The 18,437-nt window shown below is 67.1% G+C and carries 14 protein-coding genes; 7 read left to right on the plus strand and 7 right to left on the minus strand.

Annotated features, from left to right (window positions below; translation table 11 throughout):
- The first annotated feature begins 12 nt into the window (after positions 1–12).
- Entirely contained in the window at positions 13–903 is an 891-nt protein-coding gene (locus QE494_RS01755; protein WP_300040915.1) for a DMT family transporter, read from the plus strand.
- On the opposite strand, the gene QE494_RS01760 is transcribed toward QE494_RS01755, so the two are convergent.
- On the minus strand, positions 816–2,411 hold the full coding sequence (locus QE494_RS01760) for a tetratricopeptide repeat protein (protein WP_300040917.1): 1,596 nt from the start codon (positions 2,409–2,411) through the stop codon (positions 816–818). The two genes, QE494_RS01755 and QE494_RS01760, sit on opposite strands and share 88 nt — an antisense overlap.
- A 149-nt stretch (positions 2,412–2,560) precedes the next feature.
- Here QE494_RS01760 and QE494_RS01765 point away from each other — a divergent pair, with 149 nt between their 5' ends.
- The gene (locus tag QE494_RS01765; protein WP_300040919.1) at positions 2,561–3,199 is read left to right on the plus strand and encodes an MBL fold metallo-hydrolase; all 639 of its coding nucleotides are present in this window, start codon (positions 2,561–2,563) and stop codon (positions 3,197–3,199) included.
- A 47-nt stretch (positions 3,200–3,246) separates the two neighbouring features.
- On the opposite strand, the gene QE494_RS01770 is transcribed toward QE494_RS01765, so the two are convergent.
- The gene (locus QE494_RS01770; protein WP_300040921.1) at positions 3,247–4,089 is read right to left on the minus strand and encodes a M48 family metallopeptidase; all 843 of its coding nucleotides are present in this window, start codon (positions 4,087–4,089) and stop codon (positions 3,247–3,249) included.
- Positions 4,090–4,256: 167 nt separating this feature from the next.
- On the opposite strand from QE494_RS01770, the gene QE494_RS01775 reads away from it, so the two are divergent.
- Positions 4,257–5,696 (plus strand): AmpG family muropeptide MFS transporter, encoded by a 1,440-nt coding sequence (locus tag QE494_RS01775; RefSeq protein ID WP_300041133.1) that lies wholly within the window; start codon positions 4,257–4,259, stop codon positions 5,694–5,696.
- Positions 5,697–5,712: 16 nt separating this feature from the next.
- Here QE494_RS01775 and QE494_RS01780 read toward each other — a convergent pair whose 3' ends face one another.
- The 4 genes from QE494_RS01780 to QE494_RS01795 form a co-directional block, all read right to left on the minus strand.
- A complete protein-coding gene (locus QE494_RS01780) occupies positions 5,713–6,924 on the minus strand; it encodes a glycosyltransferase family 4 protein (RefSeq protein WP_300040923.1) in 1,212 nt (403 codons plus the stop codon).
- A gap of 16 nt (positions 6,925–6,940) precedes the next feature.
- Positions 6,941–8,278, minus strand: coding sequence for an HlyD family type I secretion periplasmic adaptor subunit (locus tag QE494_RS01785; RefSeq protein ID WP_300040925.1), 1,338 nt, complete (start codon positions 8,276–8,278; stop codon positions 6,941–6,943).
- On the minus strand, positions 8,275–10,017 hold the full coding sequence (locus QE494_RS01790) for a type I secretion system permease/ATPase (RefSeq protein ID WP_300040927.1): 1,743 nt from the start codon (positions 10,015–10,017) through the stop codon (positions 8,275–8,277). The genes QE494_RS01785 and QE494_RS01790 overlap by 4 nt, the downstream gene beginning before the upstream one ends.
- A gap of 80 nt (positions 10,018–10,097) precedes the next feature.
- On the minus strand, positions 10,098–14,219 hold the full coding sequence (locus QE494_RS01795) for a VCBS domain-containing protein (RefSeq protein WP_300040929.1): 4,122 nt from the start codon (positions 14,217–14,219) through the stop codon (positions 10,098–10,100).
- Positions 14,220–14,524: 305 nt separating this feature from the next.
- On the opposite strand from QE494_RS01795, the gene QE494_RS01800 reads away from it, so the two are divergent.
- Genes QE494_RS01800 through QE494_RS01815 form a run of 4 tightly spaced genes read left to right on the plus strand, consistent with a single transcriptional unit; the run spans position 14,525 to position 17,256 of the window.
- On the plus strand, positions 14,525–15,256 hold the full coding sequence (locus tag QE494_RS01800; RefSeq protein WP_300040931.1) for a response regulator: 732 nt from the start codon (positions 14,525–14,527) through the stop codon (positions 15,254–15,256).
- Between the two features lie 50 nt (positions 15,257–15,306).
- On the plus strand, positions 15,307–16,650 hold the full coding sequence (locus QE494_RS01805) for a HAMP domain-containing sensor histidine kinase (RefSeq protein ID WP_300040933.1): 1,344 nt from the start codon (positions 15,307–15,309) through the stop codon (positions 16,648–16,650).
- A gap of 38 nt (positions 16,651–16,688) precedes the next feature.
- Positions 16,689–16,940 (plus strand): type II toxin-antitoxin system Phd/YefM family antitoxin, encoded by a 252-nt coding sequence (locus tag QE494_RS01810; RefSeq protein ID WP_300040935.1) that lies wholly within the window; start codon positions 16,689–16,691, stop codon positions 16,938–16,940.
- Entirely contained in the window at positions 16,927–17,256 is a 330-nt protein-coding gene (locus QE494_RS01815) for a type II toxin-antitoxin system RelE/ParE family toxin (protein ID WP_300040937.1), read from the plus strand. The genes QE494_RS01810 and QE494_RS01815 overlap by 14 nt, the downstream gene beginning before the upstream one ends.
- Before the next feature lie 31 nt (positions 17,257–17,287).
- Here the strand turns inward: QE494_RS01815 and waaF are convergent, their stop codons facing one another.
- Positions 17,288–18,361, minus strand: coding sequence for a lipopolysaccharide heptosyltransferase II (waaF, locus tag QE494_RS01820; protein WP_300040939.1), 1,074 nt, complete (start codon positions 18,359–18,361; stop codon positions 17,288–17,290).
- Between the last annotated feature and the right edge of the window lie 76 nt (positions 18,362–18,437).

The raw sequence follows: 18,437 nt of genomic DNA on the forward strand, positions 1-18,437 counted from the left end.
GACAATAGACCTATGCAATCCCTCAGCCGCCGCCAGCTGGCCCTGCTTGTCGCCCTCACGCTGGCCTGGGGCTTGAACTGGCCGGTGATGAAGCTGGGCGTGTCGGCCTATCCGCCGCTGGCCTTTCGCGCGATCTCGGTCTGGCTCGGCCTGCCCCTGCTGGCCCTGGGGCTGCGGATGCTGGGCGTGCCCTTCCACTTACCGCGTCGCTATTGGCCGGCACTCTTGGTGCTGGCCTTTTTCAACATGTTCGTGTGGCACGCCTGCATGATCACGGGCCTTACCCACCTCTCCAGCGGGCGGGCGGCCATCCTGGGCTACACCATGCCCGTGTTCTCGGCCCTTCTGGGCGCCGCCTTCTACGGCGCGATCATGAGCGGGCGCAACTGGCTGGGTGTGGTCGCCGCGGCGACCGGCGTGGTCCTGCTGCTGTGGCATGAATTGCATCGCATGGCCGGCGCGCCGGTGGGTGTGGCCTTGCTGCTGGTGTCGGCGCTGAGCTGGGCGCTGGGCACGCAGATGATGCGACACACACGGATCGGGGCCCACACCCTGACCTTGAGTTTCTGGATGACGGCGCTGACCGCCGTCTTCCTGAGCGCCATGTCCCTGGCCTTCGAGGCCGACCGTTGGCAAGCGCCGAGTGCGACCGCTTGGGGGGCCATCGTCTTCAACGCTGTGGTCGTGTTTGGCTTCGCACAACCCGCGTGGCTGACCCTGGCGCGCAGCCTGCCGCCGACAGCCTCCAGCCTGAGCGTGAGCCTGATCCCGGTGCTGGGCGTGTTCAGCGGCGCCTACGTGCTAGGCGAGGTGCTTCACTGGCAAGACTGGGCCTCGGTGGCGCTCATGGTGACAGCCATCGCCTCGGTGCTGTGGCCCTCGAGGAGCGCGCGCGGCGCCTGAGCCCGCGCCGACACATCGGCGGCCACCCGTTTGAGCACTGGCCCCCATCGGGCGTCCGGCCCCTGCCGGTACAGGCGAACACTGGGGTACCAGGGAGAGTCGTCTCGATCGAGCATCCAGCGCGGGTCGGGGATGTAGCTCACCATGATCCAGGTGGGTTTGCCCAAGGACGCCGCCAGGTGGGCCACGCCGGTGTCGACCGAGATGACGAGGTCGAGGTTCTCGATCAAGGCGGCGGTGTCCGCGAAGTCGGCGAGCTGCTCGCCGAACACTCTGACCTCGGGCCTCAAGGCGAAGGCTCCGGTGTCCTGGGGCCGAATCACCCGCTGCAGACAAACCAGGTCCACCCCCTGCGGCATGGCGTTGAGGAAGTGCGCCAGGCGCATGCTGCGGTCCACATCGCGCCCGTGACGCGGGTTACCGGTGCAGGCAAAGCCCACGCGCAACCGCCCGTCGCGCGGGCCCAGCCGCTCGGCCCAGGCCGCAACGCGCGGGGCGGGCAGCACCAGAGGCGGGGGCGGGGGCATTTGGTCAGGGGCCATCTCGAGAAGAAAGGGCAGGTGCTCCAGGTCAACATGCCGGTCATACGGCGGCAAGGTCGACCCGCGGGCTACCACGGTGATGCGCGGGTCAACCGCTTGCAGCAGGCGCAGCAGGGCGGGCCAGACCTCCAAGACCACCTGGGCACCCCGGTCCGCCATCACCAACGCCATCCGTAAGCCCTGCAGCGCGTCGCCAAAGCCGGCCTCGGTATGCACCAGCAGGGTCAGCCCGCCCAGGGGAACCCCCGGCTGCCAGCGCGGCTTGCCAAGCGCCCGGAGCCGACGGTGAGGCGGCGGGATCAAGCCGTCAAAGTGAGCCGCCATTCGTCGCTCGCGCAGCAGGGCGAAGACCTCCGGGTGTTTGCCAGACATGACAAGGAGCGGAACCAAGTCCGTCAGCCATTGACCCTGGCCCGGAAATCGCGCGATCAGGTCACGAAAAATCTGCGCGGCCTCATCGATCCGACGCATGTCCCGCAGAGCCCAGCCCTGTGCCACCAGGGGTCGCGGGTGCTGGGGCGCCAGGCGCTGCGCCTCCTGGTAGCAGGCCAGCGCCGCCTCCAGACGACCGGCGTGCAGATAGACCTGCCCCAGGTTGATGCAGATCGACATGTCATCAGGCCGAAGGGCCCGCGCCTTCTGAAGCCAGTCCTCGGCCTCGGCGAAGCGGCGCTGGCCCAGATAAGCGCAGCCGAGGTGCCCCAGCAGGATCGGGTCTTCCGGCTTTATTTCCCGGGCCCGCTCCAGCCACGCCAGGGCACGGTCATAGCGCATCCGCGTGAGCTCGAGCAGCCCCATCAGCTGCAGGACCGAGAAGTGGCGGGGAATGCGCGCGAGGATGCGGCGGTAGACCCGACGCGCCTGGGCCAGCTGGCCCCGCCGATGCATCCGCACTGCCCAGGGCAGTTGCCAGTCGCCCAAAAGTTGAAACGCGAAGGCCCGAACCGACTGCGCCAAAGTAGTCATCTTGGATATAAGTAGCTCTTTGTATCTATTTAAACCGCCCTTTCGTCGGCTGTCTAGCCGTCCGTATCGGCTCGAACCGCTTTCACCCGGCCCGCTGCCACCCGTTCCGCGCAAACCGGCACCGTCCCGGCCCGCGCATACTTCGGGGCATGCTCCGCTACCTCACGATCCCAGTCACCCCTTTTGAACAGAACTGCTCCCTGGTCTGGGACGACGCCACCGCCCAGGCCGCGGTGATCGACCCCGGCGGCGACCTGGACCTGCTGCTGGCCGAGGTGGCGCGCCTGGGACTCAAGCTCGAGCAGATCTGGCTCACCCACGCCCACATCGACCACGCCGGCGGCGCCGGCGAGTTGGCCGAGCGCCTGTCGCTGCCGATCATCGGACCCCACGAGGGCGACCAGTTCTGGATCGACGGCCTGGCCATGCAAAGCGCGCGCTTTGGCTTCCCGCCAGCCCGCGCCTTCACACCCACCCGTTGGCTGCACGACGGCGACACCGTCACCCTGGGCAGCCACACGCTACATGTGCGGCACTGCCCCGGCCACACGCCCGGGCATGTGGTTTTTTACTCGCCAGAGATCGGCCGCGCCTTCGTGGGCGATGTGCTGTTTGCAGGCAGCATCGGCCGCACCGACTTCCCCCAGGGCAACCACCAGCAGCTCATCGACAGCATCACCGGACGCCTGTGGCCCATGGGCGACGACACGGTGTTCATCCCCGGGCACGGCCCTGAAAGCAGCTTTGGCCGGGAGCGGGCAACCAACCCCTTCGTGGGCGGGACCTGAGCGCGCCTCACGCCGTTGGCCGCTGAGGCCAGGCCCCGGCGCAGGCCTCAGCGGCTACCCCGCGCCTGCTCGTACAGGGCCTGAACCTTGGGCACGTTCTCGCGCAGCCGCGTGATGCGGTCGGGACCCGTGGGGTGGGTGGACAGGAAAGCCGGTCCCGTCTTGTCCCCCGAGGCGCGGGACATCTTTTCCCACAACGTGACCGAGGCCTGCGGGTCGTAGCCGCCGCGCGCGGCCAGCTCCAGCCCCACCAGGTCGGCATCGACCTCGTCATCGCGCGAGAAGCGCAGCGACAGCAGTTGGGTCCCCATATTGGCCGCCAAGTCGCCCAGCTGGCCCAGACCCAGCAATTGGGAAAGCACCGACAGGCCGATGCCAGTCCCCTGGGTCTTGGCGATCCGCGCGCGGGCATGTTCGCGCAGCGCGTGCGCCATCTCGTGGCCCATGACGACCGCGGTTTCGTCTTCGGTGAGCGCGAGCTTGTCCAGCAGGCCGGTGAAAAAGGCGATCTTGCCGCCCGGCATGCAAAAGGCGTTGATCTGCTGGCTGCCGATCAGGTTGATCTCCCAGCGCCATTGGCGCGCGCGGTCGTTCCAGCGCGGCGCCAGGGGGATGAGGCGTTGGGAAATGCCGCGCAGCCGTTGCAAGGCCGGGTAGTCATCCGGGGCCAGCGCGCGCTGCTGCCGCGCCTGGGCGAGCATGCGGCCGTACTCCTGCATCGAGGCGGATTCAATCTCGCCGGCGGGCACCAGATTGCGCAGCCGGGAGGCCTCGCCGACCTCCACCTGGGCCAGGCCCGGCCCAGCGGCGGCGGCACCGGCGGCCAGCAGAAAGGCGCGGCGCGGATGCCAGGCCTTCCCCCCGGCCGCAGGCCACTCGGCGCCAGCCACGGCATGCCGAGTCCCCGCTCCGCCAGACGGCAGGTCCGAGGGGCGGCTATTGGAATCAGCGACGCTTTCGTAGCAAGCCCGGCACATGGCGCCAATGATAATGATGCGTCACCATGCCCACACCCGCCGACGCTCCCGCCGCAACGCCATCCGGCACCCCTGCGCCCATGCCTACGTCCGCACCCGCATCCGGACTCGCACCCAGTTGGCTCGCCGCCCTGCGCGTCTACCTCGAGCCCGCCACCTGGCGCATGCTCCTGCTCGGGTTCGGTGCTGGCCTTCCTTTGTTGCTGGTGCTGGGCACCTTGAGCTTTCGGCTGCGCGAGGCCGGCATCGACCGCACCACCATCGGCTACCTGTCCTGGGTGGGCCTGGCGTACGGCTTCAAGTGGGCCTGGGCGCCGCTGGTCGACAGGCTGCCGCTGCCCGGCCTGACCCGCTGGCTGGGCCGCCGACGCGCCTGGCTGCTGCTCGCGCAGATGATGGTGATCGCCGGTCTGGTCGGTATGGCACTGTCCAACCCGCAACAACAGCTACAGGCGGTGGTGGGCTTTGCGCTGCTGGTGGCCTTTGGCTCGGCCACGCAGGACATCGCCCTGGACGCCTTCCGAATTGAATCGGCCGACACCGCGCACCAGGCCGCCCTGGCGGCGGCCTATCAGACCGGCTACCGGCTGGCGATGATCTGGGCCGGCGCAGGGGTGTTGTGGATTGCTGCGCGTGTCGAGGCGCCGGCACTGGCCGCCGCTGTGAGCGCGGCATCCGCTGCCGCAAGCGCCACCGCCAGCGCATCTGCCACCGCCGCCGCCAACGCTGTGGGGTCTGCCGCGGCGCAGGCGGCCACATCCGCCTACCAACAAGCAGCCTGGCAGGCCGCCTATCTGGTCATGGCAGCCTCCATGGCGGTCGGCGTGCTCACCGTGCTGCTCTCGCCAGAACCGGCGCACAGGCCGCTTACCCCGGCCCGCGGCGCCGCGGCCTGGCTGCGCGAAGCGGTGGTCGAGCCCTTTGCCGACTTCGTGCGCCGCTACCGCTGGCAGGCGGCCCTGTTGCTGTCCCTGATCGCCGTCTATCGAATCAGCGACGTGGTCATGGGCATCATGGCCAACCCCTTCTATGTGGACATGGGCTTCACCAAAGACGAGGTCGCCGCGGTGAGCAAGGTCTACGGCGTGGTGATGACACTGGTTGGCTCCTTCATCGGCGGCGTGCTGGCGCTGCGCCTGGGCGTGATGCGGGTGCTGATGCTGGGCGCGGTGCTCAGCGCCGCCACCAACTTGCTCTTCGTCTGGCTCGCCGGGCGCGGGCACGACGTGCAGGGCCTGATCTTCGTCGTCTCGGCCGACAACCTGGCCTCGGGCATTGCCTCGGCGGCCTTCATTGCCTACCTGTCCAGTTTGACCAATGTGAGCTATTCGGCCACGCAGTACGCGCTGTTTAGCTCCATCATGCTGCTGCTGCCCAAGTGGCTGGCGGGCTTCTCGGGCCAGTTTGTCGACGCACATGGCTACGCCGACTTCTTCCTCGCCACCGCGGGCCTGGGGCTGCCGGTGCTGGTGTTGGTGGCGCTGGCGGCGCGGGTGAAGGTGGGGGGGACGGAGCGATGATCCGGTGGGGCGCCGACTACACGCCTTCGATCAGCCGCATGTACGCAGGCAGGCTGACCCGCCGAAAGTCGTAGCGCTGCACGATGTCCTGACGCGCCTGCTCGCGCAGGGCTGCGTAGCGCGCGGGTTGCGCGAGCACGTCGCACACGGTGCTTGCCAGCTCCGAGGGGTTGAAGAAGTCCACCAGCAGCCCGTTGCGCCCATGCTCGATCACCTCCTGCACCGGCGCAGTGGCCGAGCCCACCACCAGCGCACCCAGGCTCATGGCCTCGAGCATTGACCAGCTCAGGACAAAGGGCACCGTCAAGTACACATGGACAGCCGACACCCGCAGCAGCGTGACCAAGGTGTCATAGGGTACGCGCCCGACAAAGTGCACACGCGAGAGGTCGATGCGGTCCTTGACCTCCTGCAGGTACACCTCCTTGAAACCGCGCTGGCCCTCCGGGGCCTTGCCGTAACTGACCTCGTCGCCACCGACAATCACCACCCGCGCCTGTGGCCTGCGATGCAGGATCTCGGGCAGCGCGCGCATGAACTGGTGGTAGCCGCGCATCGGCTCGAGATTGCGGTTCACGAACGTGATCACCTCATCGCCCGCGCGTAGGCGAACGCCGGCCTGGCCCAACTGAATCCGGGCGGTGGCATCGGGCACCAGGCGGTCGGTGTCGATGCCATCGTGAATGACCTGCATGCGCTCACGCAGCACGGGCGGGAAGCAGCTGGCCTGCCACTGCGTGGGCGTGACGGCCGCGTCGCAGGCCATGAGGCTGCCGCTCAGGTGCAGGTTGCGCACCTGCAGCCGTTGCGCCGCGCCGGGCTCAGCCGGAAACTCCGGGTCGAAGTCGACGTCGCCGCCTGAGGCTTGGTAGTAAAGCTCGTTAAACCCGATCAGCCGCGCGCCCGGCAGCACCTGGCGCATGAAAAGCATCTCGCCCCAGCCGGTGTGGCCCAGCACCAGGTCGGGCGTCCAGCCCTCCCGGACGATCGCTTCGACTTTGGCGGCGCAGGCCTGCCCGCGAATGACGGCGGACTCGGTACTGAGCAACCAAGGGTGCAGCTGGGGGCTGTTGCCTCGCGCTGGTTGATAGGGCGCATTGGGTACACCGGCCAGCGTGGCTTCCTTGCGTGTAGACACCGCTCGCAGCGTGTGGCCCGCCTGCAAAAGCGCCGGGGCCAGACCCCGAACCTGGCCGGGAAAGTTCTGGTGCGCCAGCAGGATGTTCATGCGGCCACAAAGGCGGCTAACGCTCTCGCCCCGCGCGCTGCATCATCAGCGTGATGGGCTCCAGCAGGTACTGCAGCGGCGTGCGCTCGTTGCCCTCCAGGTAGACCTCGGCCGGCATGCCCGCCTGCAATTGCAACTTGCCGGCGCGCTGCAGCGCCTGCGCGTCGGCCTCCACCTGCACCACATACCAGGCCTGCTGGCCGTTGCGGTCCACCACGCGGTCGGCCGAGACATACAGCACCTTGCCCTCGACCATCGGGGTGGTCAGCGTATTGAACGCAGAAAAGCGGATGCGCGCCGCCTGGCCCACTTGCACGCGGCGCACGTCTTCGGGACGGATCTGCGCCTCCACCACCAGGCGCGGATCGGTCGGCACGATGTCGGCCACCGGCTCACGCGGCGACACCACGCCGCCCACGCTGGCGTAGCGCAGGTTCATCACCTCGCCGGCCACCGGGGCCACGATCAGCTGGCGCTGGGCCGCATCGGTGGACTTGCGCAGCTCCTGCTGGATTTCCGTGAGGCGCACCACCGCCACTTTCAGCTGGTCGCTGGCCTGCTGGCGGTAGTCGCTCTCCAAACTCTTGATGCGCAAGTCGGCGTCCGTCAGGCGCTGGTCGGCGCGGGCCAGCTCTGAGCGCCGCTCCTCGAGCTTGACGCCGTAGTCGGCCACGCCGACTTCCAACTGCGAGATGCGCGTCTCGGCAATGAAGCCTTCTTTGAGCAGCTCGCGGTTGCGCGAAAGCTCCGACTTTTGGTGGCCCCAGGCAGCCTGTGCCTGCTCGATCTGCGCGCGCAGCGCCACAATCTCCTGGCCCACTTTCTCGCGCTGCGCGCGCAGCAAAGCCGTCTGTCCCAGCAGGCTCTCGCGCCGCGCGCTGAAAAGACCCAGCTCCTTGGCCACCTGCTCGGCCAGCCGCGGATCAGCCGCAGCAGCGGCCAGCACCTCTGGCGGAAAGGCCAGTGCGCCCTGGCCCGCCTGCTCGGCCTCCAGCCGCGCGATGCCCGCCCGCTCGGCCAGCAGCCGGTAGTTCAGGCGATTGAGGTCGGCATCCACACCCACATCGCCCAGCACCAACAGCGGCTCGCCTTGGGCCACGCGCTGGCCGTCACGCACCCGCACCTCACGCACGATGCCGCCCTCGGCGTGTTGCACGCTGCGTTTTTCCAGATCAACCTTCACATGGGCCTGCGCCACTACCGCCGACGACAGCGGCGCCAGCGCCAGCCATCCCAGCACCGGCAACAGGCCCAGGCCCAACACCAGAAGGCCCGCGCGCGCCAGGCGGCGCGCCTCGCCCTGATGCGAGGCCAGCTCAGGGCTGTCCACAAGGGGGAGGGTCGTGGCGGTCATGCGCTTTTCTCCATCGTCGCGGCGGCGAGCGGCATCGTCACCACCTTGTTGCCACCCTCTGATGCCGGCTGGGCCTGGGCCTGCGCTTGAGACTTGGCCTGCATCGCCTTGAGCACCTCGGCCACCGGCCCGTAGTGTTGCGGTTTGCCGCCCTCGATCACCAGCAGCTTGTCGACCTGCTGCACGAGCGCGGTGCGGTGCGTGACGACCACCACCGTCACCTCGCCGCGCAGGGCCTTGAGCGTGTCAGCCAGCGCCTGCTCGCCACCGCCGTCGAGATTGGAGTTGGGCTCGTCAAGCAGGAGCAGCTTGGGGTCGCCATACAGCGCGCGCGCCAATGCAATGCGCTGCCGCTGGCCGGGCGAGAGCAGGGCGGACTGTGGGTCGACCCAAGTGTCATAGCCCTCAGGAAGGCCCTGAATCAACTCGTGCACCCGCGCGCGCTGGGCCGCTTGCACCACAGCCGCCGGGTCGGCCTCGCCCAGGCGGGCGATGTTTTCGGCCACCGTGCCGGGAAACAGCTCCACATCCTGCGGCACATACCCCACCCAGGGGCCCAGCTGCTCGCGCGGCCACTGCGACAGGTCAGACCCGTCGAGCCGCACCACCCCCGCCATCGGCGCCCACACGCCAATGAGCAGGCGCACCAGCGTGGACTTGCCCGCGCCGCTGGGCCCGATGATGGCCAGCGACTCGCCCGGCTGCAGGTGCAGCGACACGCCTGACAGCAGCAGGCGGTCGCCCTGCGGCGCGCGGTACACCACGCCCTGCGCCAGCAGCTCGCCGCGCGGCGCGGGCAGCGCCATGCGCTCGGGCTGCGTGGCCGCTGTGCCGAGCAACTCGCCCAAGCGATGCAGCGCCGCGCGGCCCTCGGCCAGCAGCTTCCAGCTGCCCACCACCTGCTCCACCGGCGCGAGCGCCCGGCCCAGCAAGATGGTGCAGGCCACCGTGATGCCGGGTGAGCCCTGGCCGCTGATCACCAGCCACGCGCCCACCGACAGCATGATGATTTGCACCGCCTGGCGCAGCGTGCGCGTGAGGGCCGCCATGGCGACTGTGCGCTGCGCCGTGGGGCCTTGCAGCGCGTTGGCCTCGGCGTTCTTCTGGCGCCAGCGGGCGATGATGGAATCGGTCATGCCCAGCGCCTGCACCACCTCGGCATTGGCCAGCGAGGTCTCGAGGTAACGGGTGGAGCCGGAGGCTGCCTTTTGCAGTGCCTCGATGGCGCGGCGCGTGAACAGGTCGTTGGCCACTGCCAGAGCCAGCATCAGCACCGCGGCCGCCAAGGCGGTGACACCCAGCCACCAATGGGCCATCCAGATGATGGCCACGTACACCGCGATCCACGGTGTGTCGAACAGCGCCAACAGGCCCTGCGCAGAGAACAGCGAGCGAAGGGTGCCGATGTCACGCAAGCCCTCAAGGTTGCTGCGGCCGCTGCGCCGCGCGCCCTGTGCCACCACCAGCTTGGTGACCACCGGCGAGAGCGACTCGGCCACCAGGTTGCCGGCCACCCCTTGCAAGCGCCCGCGCACATGGTCTAGCGCCATGAGCAGCAAGAGGCCAATGCCCGCACCCACCAGCAGCACGATGAGCGTGTCCACACTGCCCGAGGACAGCACGCGGTCGAAGACCTGCAGCATGAAGAGGGAGGGGACGAGTAGCAGGAGGTTGATGAAGAAAGACAGGCCGGCGACGTGGAGGAGCGGGCGGAGGAGGAGGAGCAGGAGGGGCTTCATGCAATCCAGGTCTCGGGTGGTAGTTCTGCTCTCCGGGGATCGCCTTGGGCGGCAGGCCCCGGAGAGGAAACTCTTGGCGATCAGTAGACGAAGAAGTCAGACGCACTGAGCGTGGTCGATGAGCCGCCGGCAAATTGCAGCGCAGCCAGCAGAGTCGCCCCGGTCGACAGGTTGCCTCCGTCTGTGTCGTAGTAAAGATCGACGCGTCCATCAGTCCTCAACAGTGCCACGATATTGGCGCTACTTAAATAAGTCGCGGATAGCGACGTGATGGACGCGAACTCATTCGTCAGCAGTTGGTTGAAGGGGGTCCCCAAATCATCCTCAAGGGCCCCAAACGTCGACGAGGAAAGCCAGATCTTGTCGGCACCGATGGTGAAGTCCAGGATGTAATCGGTCGTCTGGTTGGTGGGCGTCGTGTCGAAGTAGAACCTGTCATCACCCGTGCCGCCGGTGAGCGTGTCGCTCTCGGCACCTCCGTAGAGGTAGTCGTCTTCGGTACCGCCAACAAGAGCGTCACTGCCTGGTCCTCCGTAGAGGACGTCGCGACCACCTTGTCCCAGAATAACGTCACTGCCGCTCTGGCCAAATACTGTGTCGTTACCGGGGCCACTGGAGATGTTGTCAAAAGAACCCTCATCGGCTCCCAGCGTATAGATCAGGTGGTCAATAGGTACAGAACCTGAAGGGAAGATGGTCAGAGAGTTGGATCCGTTGGTACCAGTACGAATCCCAAGTGTCTTGGATACGCTTGAGCTCGAATCTGACGCGGTCAGGATCAGGGTGTAGAGAGCCGCTGGATCCAGCGTTGTGCTGCTGGAGAGAACACCTGCGCTATCGATAGAGAAATGGCTGATTTCTGAAGGTGCTGAAAGAACATTGCTGATGCCGATCTTCTTGGTTGCCGTCACCTGCCAGGTTAGTGGCTGACTGTCGGCATCGGTTGGGGTCACGGTCACGGTACCAATCGTGGGGCTGGTGGTGCCCCCCGGCAGGGTCGATTGGGAAGTCCAGTTGGCGCCAGTGAACACTGGAGTGGTCAGTGCGTCCTTGGTACCGTTGATGGTGAAAAAAACCTGCTTGGTGGTCCCGCCGAGCGACTCAACGATAAAGTTGTCCGTCTTGGTCTGACCAGAGCCCAGGAACTGGGTCGCACTGTTATCGACTTGGTAAACATAGGCGCCACTGGCCTGGAGCACCAGCGTTCCCAGGTTGCCGACACTCGACATCACGACCGTTTTGAAGCTGGCCTCTCCTGCGTCAGTGTCGGCAATGTCGATAGACCCCGAGGCGGTGAGCTTGCCGGAAACCACGGCCACGTCCTCGGTCACCGAAGACACTGAAGGTGTCCCGATGACGGCCGTGTCGTTGGCACCTGTAATGGCAAAGTTGGCCTCCGTGCTGGCCGTGGCCGTACCGTCCGTCACCTGCACGGTGAAGCTGTCGTTGACCGACTGGTTGGTCACGAGGCCCTGGGTCGCAGCCTTGGTGTTGTCCAGGGTGTAGGTCACCACGCCCGCCGACGAATCGAGCGAAGCCGTGCCGTACGTGCCGGCCTTGGTGTAGGTGACCCCGCCGTTGGTGGTGCCCCAGCCATTGGTCAACAAATACGCGCCATCAAAATTGGCCGTGCCATCCACGTCACCCCTGGTCAACGCGATGGTGGCGCTGGCGTTGCCAACGGTGCCGTTGTTCACGCCACCGGCCTCGACCAGGGTGGCGCTTTGCGTGCCGGCGCTAAGGGTGGGCGCGTCGTTGGTGCCGGTGATGGTGACCGTCACATCCTGGGTCGCCGTGCCGCCTTGCTTGTCGTTCACCTCCACTGTGTACGTGAGCACCAATTCTTGGCCCTGAGACAGGAAGTCAAACGCCTCCGTCTTGGAGTCGAATTCCCAGCGGAGGTTTGTGGGTACGGTGGTGCTCGTATCGGTGGACGTGGCCGTGAAGAAGTCCAGCAAGGTGGCCGTCGACGGCAAAGCGCCGGTGTAGGCGGTCACCGCCGTCACGCCAATGACCCTGGCACCGACGGTATCTGTCACATCAGGGTCTATCAAGGACAGGCTGCCGGACGCGGTAAGGCCTGAATTTCCTTCGGTCAAGTCGGCACTGGCACTGTCGCCATCGCGCGCCAGCACGATGGGCACGTCGTTGGTGCCGGTGACGACCCACTGCAAGGTGGCCGGAATGGTCGACTTGCCGTCCGAGACAAAGTACGAAATCGTGACCGTCCGGGTCTCCCCCTCGCCCAAGCTCTGAAATGCTTTGTTGCTTGGGTCCAGCGAGAAGCTATGCGTCGCCTCGTCGTAGGTGATGCCGGGCGGCGGATTTTTCGGATCGAAGGCGTAGACGTTCGGATCGCCGCCGGCTCCGCCTGGTGTGAGGCCCGTTGTGAGGTCGGATGTGGTGGGTGATGCGTCGTTCAGCGTGGTGATTTGCCCCTCCAGCCCGGCTGGCATCGCCACGACGGTGGCGGGGTCGCTCGACGTGCCGCCTGCGCTGAAGACCACCGTGAGCACATCGTCTGTGTCCACGTCTTCGATGTTGACAAAGGCGTCCAGCGTGGAGACGGCACCATCTTCTGTGGCCGAACCCGTGACGGCACGCACGACCTGGGGCGCGTCGTTGGTGCCGGTGACGACCCACTGCACGGAATTCGAGGTGGTGGTCAGCCCGTCGGAGATGCCATAGTTCACGACGACTGTCGTTTTCACGCCCTCGCCTAAAGTCTGGTACTCCGGGTGCCGCGGATCCAAAGTGAACATGTGCGTGTCTGCGTCGTACGTCACGCCTGCCGGCAGCGTCTGCGGCACATTGATCACTTGCAGTTCGGTGTCGTTGTCCACGTCGGAGGCGCCGGCCAAGGCATCGAGTGGAACGGGCTTTGCATCCTCATCGGCGGAGTTCGAAACAGTCCCTTTAACGACGGGCGCATCGTTGGTGCCGGTGATGGTGATCGTTACGTCCTGTGTGGCCGTCCCGCCTTTTCCATCGCTGACCGTGACGGTGAAGATTTCGGTCTGGATCTCTCCCTCGGCCAGCGACTGCACTTTGGAGACGGTGCCGTTGGTACCGTTGTCTAGGGTGTAGGTCCACACACCGTTGGCGGCCACGGAGAAGCTGCCATAGACGCCGGTGGCGTCGCCGCTGTAGGTCAGCGCAGCGTTGTTGTCGATGTCGATGTCGGTGGCAGTGACCGTGCCGCTCACGACCAAGGTGCCGTCTTCCTTCACCGCGCCGGCTTGCACGTCACTGGTGATCACCGGCGCGTCATTGGTGCCGGTGATGGTGATCGCTACGCTCTGCGTGGCCGTGCCGCCTTTGCCATCGCTGACCGTGACGGTGAAGGTTTCAGTCTGAATCTCACCCTCGGCCAGTGACTGCACTTTGGAGGCTGTGCCGTTGTTGCCGTTGGCCAGGGTGTAGGTCCACTTGCCGTTGGCGGCCACGGAGAAGCTGCCATAGACGCCAGTCGCGTTGCCGCTGTAGGTCAGCACGTCGCCGGTATTGGCGTCGGTGGCAGTGACCATACCGCCCACGACCAAGGTGCCGTCTTCTTGCACCGCGTCAGCCTGGGGACCACTGGTGATCACCGGCGCATGGTTCAAGGTGGTCAACACCGGCGCAATGACGACCACTTTCTCGGTCATCGCCACTTGCAGCTTCGCGCCGTTGCCGAAGTCAAAGACAAAGTCCTTCGAGCCCGAGTTGGGCAGGTTGCCGTTGGCTGCCTTGTACTGGTCCACCATCGCCTTGAATTGGGCAATGCGCTGGGCCAACGTGGCCTCGAAGGAGGACCAGCTGGCTTGGGTCCACTGGGTGTACTTCGAGAAATCAAGGACAAGGGTGTCCGACCCCGATCCGCCGTTGTAGTAGTCGACCACGCGGGCTTCATTGGCGTAGGTGTAGATGAGCGTGTCGTTGCCTGCGCCCGCGTCGATGGTGTCGCTTCCCAGGCCGCCGTCGATGGTGTCGTTGCCGGCGCCGGCAAAGATGATGTCGCGGCCCGAGCCGCCGTCGATGGTGTCATTGCCGCTGCCGGCAAAGACGATGTCGTTGCCGGCCCCGGCATTGATGGTGTCGTTGCCGCCGCCGGAGAAGATGATGTCGTTGCCGGCGCCGGAATTGATGGAGTCATTGCCGCCGCCGGCAAAGATGAGGTCGCTGCCGTCGGTGCCTGTAGGGCCAGAGGTGATGGTGGTCATGACGCTGTTTTCCAGAGAGATCAGGGTTGGAGGAGGCGGGCCTGAAAGACGTCGGGGTGCTTTCGGCCCAGTGCTTCACTTCGTACAGCAGAGAGAACCTTGGTTGTACTGAAGAGGTCAAAACAAGTCAACCATCTATCAGAAATTAATTAAAAAATATGCTTACGGCCGCCGCCCCCTCGCTCTGCGCCCCTTGGCCGGCCCTGCGTTCAGCCCAAGAGCCGCTGACGCGCCTTTACCGCCGGTTTACGGCCGCTTGGCCTGCGGGTCACGCGTGCAGGGCAGGCCCTCGATACCATCGGCCGATGCAGCGGCTCCTCATGATCGAAGACGACGCCCGCCTTGCCGGCATGGTCGCGGACTACCTGGCGGCGGCCGGCTTCGCGGTCGACCACGCGCCTGACGCCACGCGCGGGCTAGACGCGCTGGCCGTGCCGCCGCAAGCCCTGCCCGACCTCGTCATCCTGGACTTGATGCTCCCCGACCTCGACGGCCTCGAGGTGTGCCGCCGCCTGCGCGCCCTACCCGGCGAGGCCGGCCGGGTGCCGGTGCTGATGCTCACCGCCAAGGGCGACCCGATGGACCGCGTCATCGGCCTGGAGGTGGGGGCAGACGATTACCTGCCCAAGCCTTTTGAGCCACGCGAATTGCTGGCGCGCATTCGCGCCATCCTGCGGAGGCGGCATGTGCCCTTGGCGGATGGGACGGTTGACCCTCAAGCGGGCGAGCCGCCCTTGCGTTTTGGCTCGCTGGAAATCGACCGGGCCGGCCGGCGCGTGAGCGTCGGCGGCCAATCCGCCTCACTCACCGCCTACCAGTTCGACCTGCTGCTGGCGCTGGCCGGGCGCGCTGGGCGGGTGCTGACCCGCGACCAGATCATGGAGGTGGTGCGCGGGCGCGAGCTCGAGGCCTTCGACCGCTCGATCGATGTGCACATGGGCCGCATCCGCGCAGCCATCGAGGCAGACCCGAAGAACCCGCGCCGCATTCTCACCGTGCGCGGGGTGGGCTACGTGTTCGCCCGCGAACAAGACTGAGGCGGCCGCCCTCCGCCCTCCGCCCTCCGCCCTCCGCCTGACGCACACCCATGGCTCCAAACAACCCCCCGCGCCGATTCTCCGGCCTCCCGCTATACCTGCGCATCTGGCTGGCGGTGGTGGGCGCGGTGCTGGTGATCACCCTGGCCTTCGCCTGGCTCTGGCGGGCCAATGCCGACGAGGCGCCCTCGGGACTGCGAGGGCGGGAGCGCGAGATCATCCTGCGCGACGCCAACGGCGAGGTACTGGGACGCACACGCAGCCGCCCGGTCTTCGTGCCGGGGCACGGCGTCGAGTTTGCGGTGCCGATGGAAGACGGGCGCACAGTCATCGTGCACATCCCGCCGCGCGAACGGCCTGACGAGGAGCGCGGGCCCGAGAGCCGCGGCGCTCCGGCGGGCGACAACCGGCCCGTCCCCGGAAGCCTGTCTGGCATGCACCGCGGCGGGCCTCCCATGCTCGGCCCGGCGCCGCCCTCACGCCCGTGGCTGCGCGGCACCAACGGCCTGCTGATCATGCTGGCGGTGGTCGCCCTGGCAGTGGCAGTCGGCAGCTACCCCATCATCCGCCGCCTCACCCAGCGGCTCGAGGCCCTGCGCGCCGGGGTCGAGCGCTGGGGCGAGGGTGACCTGAAGGCGCGGGTCGACGAATCCGGCCATGACGAGGCCGCTTTTCTGGCGCGCCGCTTCAACCGGGCGGCGGCGCGGGTGGAGCAATTGGTGAACAGCCACAAATCGCTGCTGGCCAATGCCTCGCACGAGTTGCGCTCGCCGCTGACGCGCATCCGCATGGGCCTGGCGCTGCTGGGGCCGCAGACCGATGACCGCGTTCGGGCCGAGCTCGAACGCAATATCGAAGAGCTCGACCAACTGGTCGGAGAAATTCTGCTCGCCAGCCGCCTGGACATGCCGGGCGCAGAGATCGGTACGCCCGAGGCGGTGGACCTCATGGGACTGGCCGCGGAGGAGTGCGCCAGGACAGGCGCTCGGCTGGAAGTCCGGCCGACCCGCGCGCCCTTGGTGCTGCAGGGTCAGCCCCGGCTGCTGCGCCGGGTGCTTCGCAACCTGCTGGAAAACGCCCACCGACATGGCGCAGGCGAGGTGGAAATGGCGCTGGCGCGTGAGGATGGCGCTGGCGGCGCGTCCGCGCAAGCGGTACTGCGGGTCTGCGATCGCGGCCCCGGCGTGCCGGAGGCACAGCGCGAACGCATCTTCGAGCCCTTCTACCGCTTACCCGGCGCCAGCGAACACGCCGGTGGCGTGGGCCTGGGTCTGGCCCTGGTGAAGTCCATCGTGGAGCGCCATGGCGGCACGGTGCGCTGCGAGGGCCGCGAAGGCGGCGGGGCCTGCTTTGAGGTGCGATTGCCGCTTGCCGGGGCCGCTGCGGGGACCTAGAATTTAGCGCTAAATCTAGCGCCGAATTTGGAGCCATTATGGAAGCCATCCACGCCGATCTGTCGGTGAGCATGTCGGAGTTCAAGAAGAACCCGGCCGCCGTCTTGCGCGCGGCCAAGCGGCGTCCGGTGGCCGTACTCAATCACAACCGCGCAGCGTTCTACATGCTCGAACCCCAGCTGTTCGAGGCCTTGCTCGAGGAACTCGCCGACCAGGACCTGCTGCGCAAAGTCACCCAGCGTCTGGCAGATGTAGACAAGGCCGTTGAGGTCCGTCTTGACGAGCTCTGAGCACGCGAGCAGCCAGAAGTACAGACTGTTCTTTCTCCCTGCGGCGCTCGAAGAGTGGAGCCGCCTCGACGGCTCCGTGCGCGAGCCTCTCAAAAAGTTGCTGGCCAAGCGGCTGGACCAGCCCCATGTTCCCGGCGGCCGGCTGCATGGCACCCTCTCGACTTGCTACAAGATCAAATTGCGCAAGCAGGGCGTGCGTCTGGTCTACACCGTACAGGAAGCGCGCCTCATCGTGCTGGTCCTGGCCGTGGACCGCCGCGAGGACTCAGCCGCCTACCAATCGGCGCTGGCCCGGCTGCAATCGATCGTCAATTGATCGGAAATGCCCTGCGCAAAGGTTTCGCGCCTCAAGCCGACGGGGCCGGGACCGAGTCCGAGGGCATCGCAGGCAGGGCCTGCAAGCCCGCTAGCGCCTGCAGCGCCCGCGCCGGATCGAGGTCGGTCATGCAGCGCTGGTGCCCCAGCGGGCATTCGCGCTCGAAGCAGGGCGCGCAATCGAGCGGCGGCTGATAGGCGGGATCATCCTTGAGCCAGATCACCGTCGCGGCGTCACTGAGGGGCGGCGTGTGCAGTGGGCTGGAAGAACCGAACAGGGCGACCTGCGGCCGGCCGAAGGCCGCTGCCACATGCATCAGGCCCGAGTCGTTGCTCACCATGGCGCGGGCGCCGGCAATCAGCGCGAAGGCCTCGGCCAACGAGGTGCGGCCCGCAAGCTGGCGGCAGCGGTCTGGCGCACCCGCAGCCGCCACCGCCTGGGTGATTTCTTCGCAGACCTCACCGTCCTTGGCAGACCCGAGCAAGAGCACCGGCGCATCGAGCTGCGTGGCCAGCTGTGCGTAGTGCGCCGAGGGCCAGCGCTTGGAGGGACCAAACTCTGCGCCCGGCGCAAAGACGTAGTAGCCGCTGACCTCCAGCCCTTGGGCCGCAGCAACCCGGGCCGCCTCGCCCTCGGCCAGCGCCAGGCGCGGTCGGTCGGCTTCGACGCCAGGCTCGCCGGCGAGCGCCGAGTAAAAGGCCACCATCGGCGGCTTGCCCTTGGGGTTCTTGAGGCGGTGGGTAAGCAGGCCCACACGGGCCTCGCCCAGGTAGCCCACGCGGCGCGGGATGCTGGCCAAAAAAGGAAGCAGCGCACTCTTGAGGGAGTTGGGCAGCACGTAGGCGGTGTTGAAGCGGCCCTCGAGTTCGCGCGCGAGGCGGCGCCGCTCACGCAGCTGCAGGCCACCGTGCTGGAAAGGAAACTCCACCACCTCGGCGACCTGCGGCATGGCGCGGTAGACCGGCGCCACCCAGGGCAGCGCTCCGACAGTGAGCCGCTCGCCGCGGGCATGCAGCCGGCGCATGAGGGGCTCGGTCATGACCGCGTCGCCGATCCACTGCGGCGCGATGACCAGGCTGGCCGTGCCCGGGGCGGTCGTGTTCATTCGGGAGGCGCTCATGGAGAAGGAAAAACGCCCCGGGGCAGGTCAGCCGGCCGGGGCGGAGTGGGTAGATCGGCTG

The sequence above is a fragment of the Ramlibacter sp. genome (assembly GCF_029866045.1).
Taxonomy (GTDB): domain Bacteria; phylum Pseudomonadota; class Gammaproteobacteria; order Burkholderiales; family Burkholderiaceae_C; genus Ramlibacter.